Origin of the sequence: Polaromonas sp., from assembly GCF_039932935.1 — a bacterium.
Lineage (GTDB): Bacteria > Pseudomonadota > Gammaproteobacteria > Burkholderiales > Burkholderiaceae_C > Polaromonas.
Genome location: NZ_JBDTPB010000127.1, coordinates 1 through 5,592, shown reverse-complemented (window position 1 = coordinate 5,592; position 5,592 = coordinate 1). Strand labels below are relative to the sequence as shown.

The window sequence follows — 5,592 nt, the reverse complement described above, 5'->3', positions numbered from 1 at the left end:
AGGCGCAGGCCACGCTGCAAAGCGATGCCGTTCACGCGCTCCACGACGCGCTGGCGTTGCTGCGGCGGGAATGCCACGTGCAATAGGCAATAGGCGGTTTGTGCCTGCGGTGGCGGGAACGCGGGTTTTACAGGTTTTCTTCGGTTTATGCGAATTGCCGGTTGACGAATTCACGCGATGCAAGGCCTGGGCTTCGTCTACCAGTAGTGCCGCTCGAAGTGGGCGCAGGACTTCGACACCAGGTACAACGTTCTGCATCAAACCAAAAAGCACTCATCAAGGAACCGCTTGTATCCTTGAAAAAAACACGCTCATCAAGTCCGTGAACGCATCGGCCGGAATCGCATCTTTCCCGTGAGCGTCCAGCTCGGCGATGTGCTCGAGCTCCATCGGAAGTGCTTCTAGCGCCGCCATGGAAATGTTCTTGAAGATGCGCTCTCTGGTCGTCGTGATGTAGACGATGCGGCAATTGTGGTGGCGTTTGTCGCTCAGGATGTTCACGTACTTTTGCAGCACTGCCTGCTCGGGCCCTTCAAGAATCTGCGCAAACACCCCGCCCCCAAAAACAAGAAGGCCCGTGATGCCCAGCGGCGGGTTGTTCTTTTCCGCGCTCTTCAGCACACCGTTAATGGCTTCTTCATCGATGCCATCCGTGGCCTCGCTGATGTACAGCAGTCTGATCATGACGCGGCCTCCTTGAGTTGAACTCACAGCATCTCGGGGACAGGATACGCCCGGGTGCGGGTACCGTCAATTCCTGGAAGCTGTCCTACAGCCACGACGCACAACATCGCCATACGATGCTTTGTTTAAGGAGTCTGTATGGGAAACTATCACGTCAAATCGCACGACGGCCATCGGGATCTGACCAAACAAGGCGCTGATCGTGCCTCGATCAGCAAACCCACCAAGGCGGAAATCCTGCAGGCTACGCAGGAATTCATGGCGGGCAAAACCGGCTCAGTCAAGATTCACCGCGCTGACGGGACGTTTGAGGAAGAGCGTACCTATCCACGCTCGGCGGACCCGTCCACATCCAAGGGTTAGTTCGGCATCCCTAGCCTGGGTTTGATGAATACCATGGGCGTTTTTTTGCGTCTGGCAATTGCCGGTTGCAAGCATTCCACAATTCAGGAGACATGACATGACCAGCAAAAAGACCGCGAAAAACACGATCTGCCTTTGGTACGAGCGCGACGCCGTTGAGGCCGCCAACTTCTATGCCAAAACATTCCCCGACAGCGCTGTCGGCTCCATCAACCGCGCACCGGGCGACTACCCGGATGGCAAGCTGGGTGATGTGCTGACGGTTGAGTTCACCGTTGCCGGTATTCCCTGCGTCGGGCTGAACGGCGGGCCGCACTTCAAGCACAACGAATCGTTCTCTTTCATGATCGCAACCGACGACCAGGCTGAAACCGACCGCTTGTGGAACGCGATCGTCGGCAATGGTGGCCAGGAAAGCCAATGCGGCTGGTGTAAGGACAAATGGGGCATCTCATGGCAGATCACGCCGCGCGTCCTCGTCGACGCAATGGCCGACCCTGACCGCAAGATGGCCAAGCGCGTGTTCGACGCGATGATGACCATGGGAAAGATTGATGTCGCCAAGATAGAGGCGGCGCGGCAGGGTTGAACCTGGTATTCAGTTGATGGAGATGCCCCCGCGCATCTCCTTTCCTGTTCTCTCCATCCCTTTTGTCCTGTTTAGATTTAAGGACGCGCGCAGCCATGCTCCGCATGCGAATTTTCCTTGAGCTGGATCGGACGGGGTTTTCTGCCCGGAATGGCGTGCACAGCTTGACTTACGTCATTGCTCACCGGTAGCGTGTGAGCTTCCCGGTTTCAAAGAATTCGGTTAAACCACAGCAGCGACAAACTTGCCGACACCAGCGCCAGCACGGCCGCGAACAGGGCCAGCAGCCCGGAGATTTCGGTTTCTTTTTTCTCGACGGCAATGCGCGAGCTGAGTGTTTCGTAGACCTTCTTCAAATCGGCCGCAGTGCCTGCATAAAAGTACTCGGCCTGTGTTGCGCGGGCAATGCCTTTGAGGGTTTCTTCGTCGAGCTTGACGCGCATGGACCAGCCTTCAAAGCCTATGGTTTCGCCGTCGACTGTGCCAACGCCGACGGTGTAGATGCGGACGCCGCGGTCTGCAGCGAGCTTGGCGGCGTCGATGGAATCCACGCCGGTGGTGCGTTGGCCGTCGGTCAGCAAAATGATGGCGGCTGAGGTGTAGGAGCCGGGGGCGACCGGGGCAAATTCTTTTTTGGCGTTCTTGTCGGGGTTCAGGGCCTGGTCCAGCGATGTGCCGCGCGATTTTTCTCTTCCGTATTGCATGGAGGCGATGTCAATGCCGGCATCAGGAAACAGCTCGGCCAGCGAAACGATGATGCCGTTGCCAATGGCGGTGCCGCGTTGCAGCTGGAATTTGTCAATGGCCACAGTCAGGTCTTCGCGGCTGAGGGTGGGTTGTTGCACCACCGCGGCGGTGCCGGCAAAGGCAACGATGCCCACGCGTACGTTGCGCGGCAGATCGGCGAGAAAGGCTTTCGCGGCGTTTTGTGCGGCGACCAGGCGGTTGGGCTGGACGTCGGTGGCGCGCATGCTGCCTGAGACGTCCATGGCCAGGATGATGGTTTCGCGTTGCGAAGGCAGGCTGATCACGGCAAAGGGGCGTGATGCCGCTACCAGCATGGCCGCGATGGACAGTAAAAACAGCAGGGGCGGAATGTGCCTGCGAAAACTCTGGCCACGGCCCATGGCTTCACGCACGATAGAGAGGCTGGCGTAGCGTAGCGCCATTTTTTTCTTGCGGCGCAGCAGCCAGACGTAGACGGCCACCAGCAGTGGGATTGCCAGCAGCAACCAGAGGAATTCCGGCCAGAGGAAGGTCGGTAAGGGCAGTTTGGACGAGAGAGAGGTGAGCCAGCTGAAGTTCATGAAAATTCCTTGGACGGCTTCAGGCGGCGCGTTTCAAATGGGCAGGCAGCGCGCCGGCTGCGCCGGAAGCGCGGCTGCGGCGCTTGCGCAATTCTGTGAAGCGCAGGATGGCGTTGACCAGGTCGTCGTCGGTGGAAAGCTCCAGCGTGTCCACGCCGGCGTGCGCCAGCGATTGGCGCAGCTCGGCCTCGCGCTGCGCGGCGATGCGGGCAAAGCGTTTGCGAAAGCCCGCGTCGTGCGTGTCAACCAGCAATTGCTCGCCGGTTTCCACATCGCGAATCGGGATAAGTCCCAGGTCGGGCAGATCCAGTTCCAGCGGGTCCAGCAGGCGAACCGCTACGACTTCGTGGCGTCGGGCGAGCTGGCTCAAAGGCTTTTCCCAGCCGGGCTCGCTGATGAAGTCGGACACGACAAACACAGTGGAGCGGCGGCGTACGAGGTTGGCTGCTGATTCGAGCAGCTCATGCAGGCGGGTCGGGCCGTGGCTGTCGCTGATTTCGGGCCGGCTCTGCAGGGTGTGCAGCAGGTGCAGCACATGGTGACGGCCACCGCGTGCGGGAATGACCGCGTCGACGCCGGAGCCATAGAGCATGGCCCCCACACGATTGCCGTGACGCGTCAGCATGCGGGCTAGCACGGCCACAAATTCAGCTGAGACATTGCGCTTGCGCTGCTCGCTGGAGCCAAAGTCCATCGAAGGGCTCAAGTCCAGCAGAAACCAGGCGCTCATTTCACGGTCTTCGGTGAAGACGCGCACGTGCGGTTGCTGCAGCCGGGCGGTGACATTCCAGTCGATGTGGCGCACGTCGTCGTGGTGCTGGTACTCGCGCAGGTCGGCCAGGTCCATGCCGGTGCCGCGCAGCAGCGTGCGGTAGTCACCCTGCAGCAATCCGTCGAGCCGGCGCAGCACGGTCCATTCGAGTCGACGCAGCAGTTGCTCTGCGTTAGATGATTGCGCATTCACGGACATACTCCGAGCCAGCATGAGCCGCGGAACCGGCTTTGCCGGGCCGCAGGCGGGCGGTCCCCTCGGGGGGCAGCGAACCACACGAAGTGGGGAGCGTGGGGGCTACATCCACCGCGGAACCGGCTTTGCCGGGCCGCAGGCGCAGCGGCCCCCTCGGGGGGCAGCGACCCGCGTAGCGGCGGAGCGTGGGGGCTCACATTTCTAGGCGGCGAGTTTTTCATGTTCCAACGGTTTTGCCGGAGGCGGAATTTTTGCCATGATTTTTGCGACCAGGCCATCGGCTGACAGTCCTTCAGACAGCGCCTCATACGACAACACCAGGCGGTGCCGCAGCACATCGGGCACCAGGTCGGTCATGTCTTCGGGCAGGGCGTAGCTGCGTCCGCGCAGCATGGCCAATGCGCGCGCGCCTTCGGTCAGATTGATGGTGGCACGGGGGCTGGCGCCGAAAGTGATGAAGCGCTGCAAGTCCTTGAGCCCGTGTTTGGTCGGGTTGCGAGTGGCCGACACCAGGCGCACGGCGTACTGAACAAGCGAAGGGTCAACGTAAATGCGGCGGCATTCGGCCTGCAGCGCCGCAAGCTGCTCGGTGGTGGCCACTGCGCTCACCGCCACGGCCGGGCCGGTCACGCGCTGGACGATGACGAATTCTTCTTCATCGGTGGGGTAGTCCACCAGCACCTTCATCATGAAACGGTCGACCTGCGCCTCGGGCAGCGGGTAAGTGCCTTCGGTTTCAATCGGGTTCTGCGTGGCCATGACCAAAAAGGGTTCGGGCACTTTGTGCGTGATGCCGGCGATCGTGACCTGGCGCTCCTGCATCACCTCCAGCAGTGCGCTTTGCACCTTGGCGGGTGCGCGGTTGATCTCGTCGGCCAGCAGCAGGTTGGTAAACACCGGTCCGAGCGAGGTGGTGAACTCGCCGGTTTTCTGGTTATAGATGCGTGTGCCCACCAGGTCGGCCGGCACCAGGTCGGGTGTGAACTGGATGCGCTTGAAATTGCCCTGCACGGTGTTGGCCAGCGTCTTGATGGTCAGCGTCTTGGCCAGGCCAGGCACGCCTTCCACCAGCAGGTGGCCCTGCGCCAGGATGGCGACCATGACGCGCTCGAGGAAGCGGTCTTGCCCGACCACCACGCGTTTGACCTCATAAAGGATTTTCTCCATCAGCTGTGCGGTGTCGTGGCTGGCGGCGGAATGTTCGGGCGTGTGCTGTTCCATGCGTCGATGTCCTTGAAGTCTCAGAAGGGGGGCATGCCGGCGGCCGAGGCCGCGTTTTCGATCGGCACTGCAAAACCGATACCGACAAAAGTGCGCTGCTGGTTGGGGTTGAAGATGGCAGTCACGATGCCAACGACCTCGCCGTCCACGGTGACCAGCGGGCCACCGGAGTTGCCAGGGTTGGCGGCGGCGTCGAACTGGATGAGGTTGCTCATCATCTGCTTGCCTTCGGGCGAGCGAAAGTTGCGCTTGAGTCCCGAAATGACGCCGACCGAAGCCGAGGGGCCTATGCCGAAGGGATAGCCTACGGCCATGACCTGATCGCCGGGCGCCAAGTCGGCGGTGGAGCGCATGGTGGCGGCAATGAGGTCGTCGGGAATCTTGTGGGCCTGCAACACCGCCAGGTCGTTTTCAGGTTGCACGCCGGTGATGCTGGCGGTGGACTCGAGCCCGTCGGAAAA

At 61.0% G+C, this 5,592-nt stretch carries 7 protein-coding genes; 2 read left to right on the top strand and 5 right to left on the bottom strand.

Annotated features, from left to right (window positions below):
• Positions 1-276: 276 nt before the first annotated feature.
• Positions 277-684 (bottom strand): BLUF domain-containing protein, encoded by a 408-nt coding sequence (locus tag ABI546_RS19765; protein ID WP_348049413.1) that lies wholly within the window; start codon positions 682-684, stop codon positions 277-279.
• Between the two features lie 138 nt (positions 685-822).
• Between ABI546_RS19765 and ABI546_RS19760 the strand changes: the two genes are divergently transcribed.
• Positions 823-1,047: a DUF2188 domain-containing protein gene (locus ABI546_RS19760; protein WP_348049411.1), complete on the top strand. Its 225-nt coding sequence runs from the start codon at positions 823-825 to the stop codon at positions 1,045-1,047.
• Positions 1,048-1,144: 97 nt separating this feature from the next.
• Positions 1,145-1,636 carry a VOC family protein gene (locus ABI546_RS19755; RefSeq protein ID WP_348049409.1) on the top strand — a complete coding sequence of 164 codons (492 nt, stop codon included), beginning with the start codon at positions 1,145-1,147 and terminating at the stop codon, positions 1,634-1,636.
• Positions 1,637-1,845: 209 nt separating this feature from the next.
• Here ABI546_RS19755 and ABI546_RS19750 read toward each other — a convergent pair whose 3' ends face one another.
• The 4 genes from ABI546_RS19750 to ABI546_RS19735 form a co-directional block, all read right to left on the bottom strand.
• Positions 1,846-2,943 (bottom strand): VWA domain-containing protein, encoded by a 1,098-nt coding sequence (locus tag ABI546_RS19750; RefSeq protein WP_348049407.1) that lies wholly within the window; start codon positions 2,941-2,943, stop codon positions 1,846-1,848.
• Positions 2,944-2,962: 19 nt separating this feature from the next.
• The gene (locus tag ABI546_RS19745) at positions 2,963-3,913 is read right to left on the bottom strand and encodes a DUF58 domain-containing protein (protein ID WP_348049405.1); all 951 of its coding nucleotides are present in this window, start codon (positions 3,911-3,913) and stop codon (positions 2,963-2,965) included.
• Positions 3,914-4,111: 198 nt separating this feature from the next.
• Positions 4,112-5,131, bottom strand: coding sequence for a MoxR family ATPase (locus ABI546_RS19740; RefSeq protein WP_348049403.1), 1,020 nt, complete (start codon positions 5,129-5,131; stop codon positions 4,112-4,114).
• Positions 5,132-5,151: 20 nt separating this feature from the next.
• Positions 5,152-5,592, bottom strand: a 441-nt coding sequence (locus ABI546_RS19735) for a trypsin-like peptidase domain-containing protein (RefSeq protein ID WP_348049401.1), incomplete at its 5' end; no start/stop codon positions are given.

Bases quoted from the DNA above. Each gene is read 5' to 3' on its own strand.
- ABI546_RS19765 (WP_348049413.1), bottom strand. From the start codon at position 684: ATGATCAGACTGCTGTACATCAGCGAGGCCACGGATGGCATCGATGAA.
- ABI546_RS19760 (WP_348049411.1), top strand. From the start codon at position 823: ATGGGAAACTATCACGTCAAATCGCACGACGGCCATCGGGATCTGACC.
- ABI546_RS19755 (WP_348049409.1), top strand. From the start codon at position 1,145: ATGACCAGCAAAAAGACCGCGAAAAACACGATCTGCCTTTGGTACGAG.
- ABI546_RS19750 (WP_348049407.1), bottom strand. From the start codon at position 2,943: ATGAACTTCAGCTGGCTCACCTCTCTCTCGTCCAAACTGCCCTTACCG.
- ABI546_RS19745 (WP_348049405.1), bottom strand. From the start codon at position 3,913: ATGTCCGTGAATGCGCAATCATCTAACGCAGAGCAACTGCTGCGTCGA.
- ABI546_RS19740 (WP_348049403.1), bottom strand. From the start codon at position 5,131: ATGGAACAGCACACGCCCGAACATTCCGCCGCCAGCCACGACACCGCA.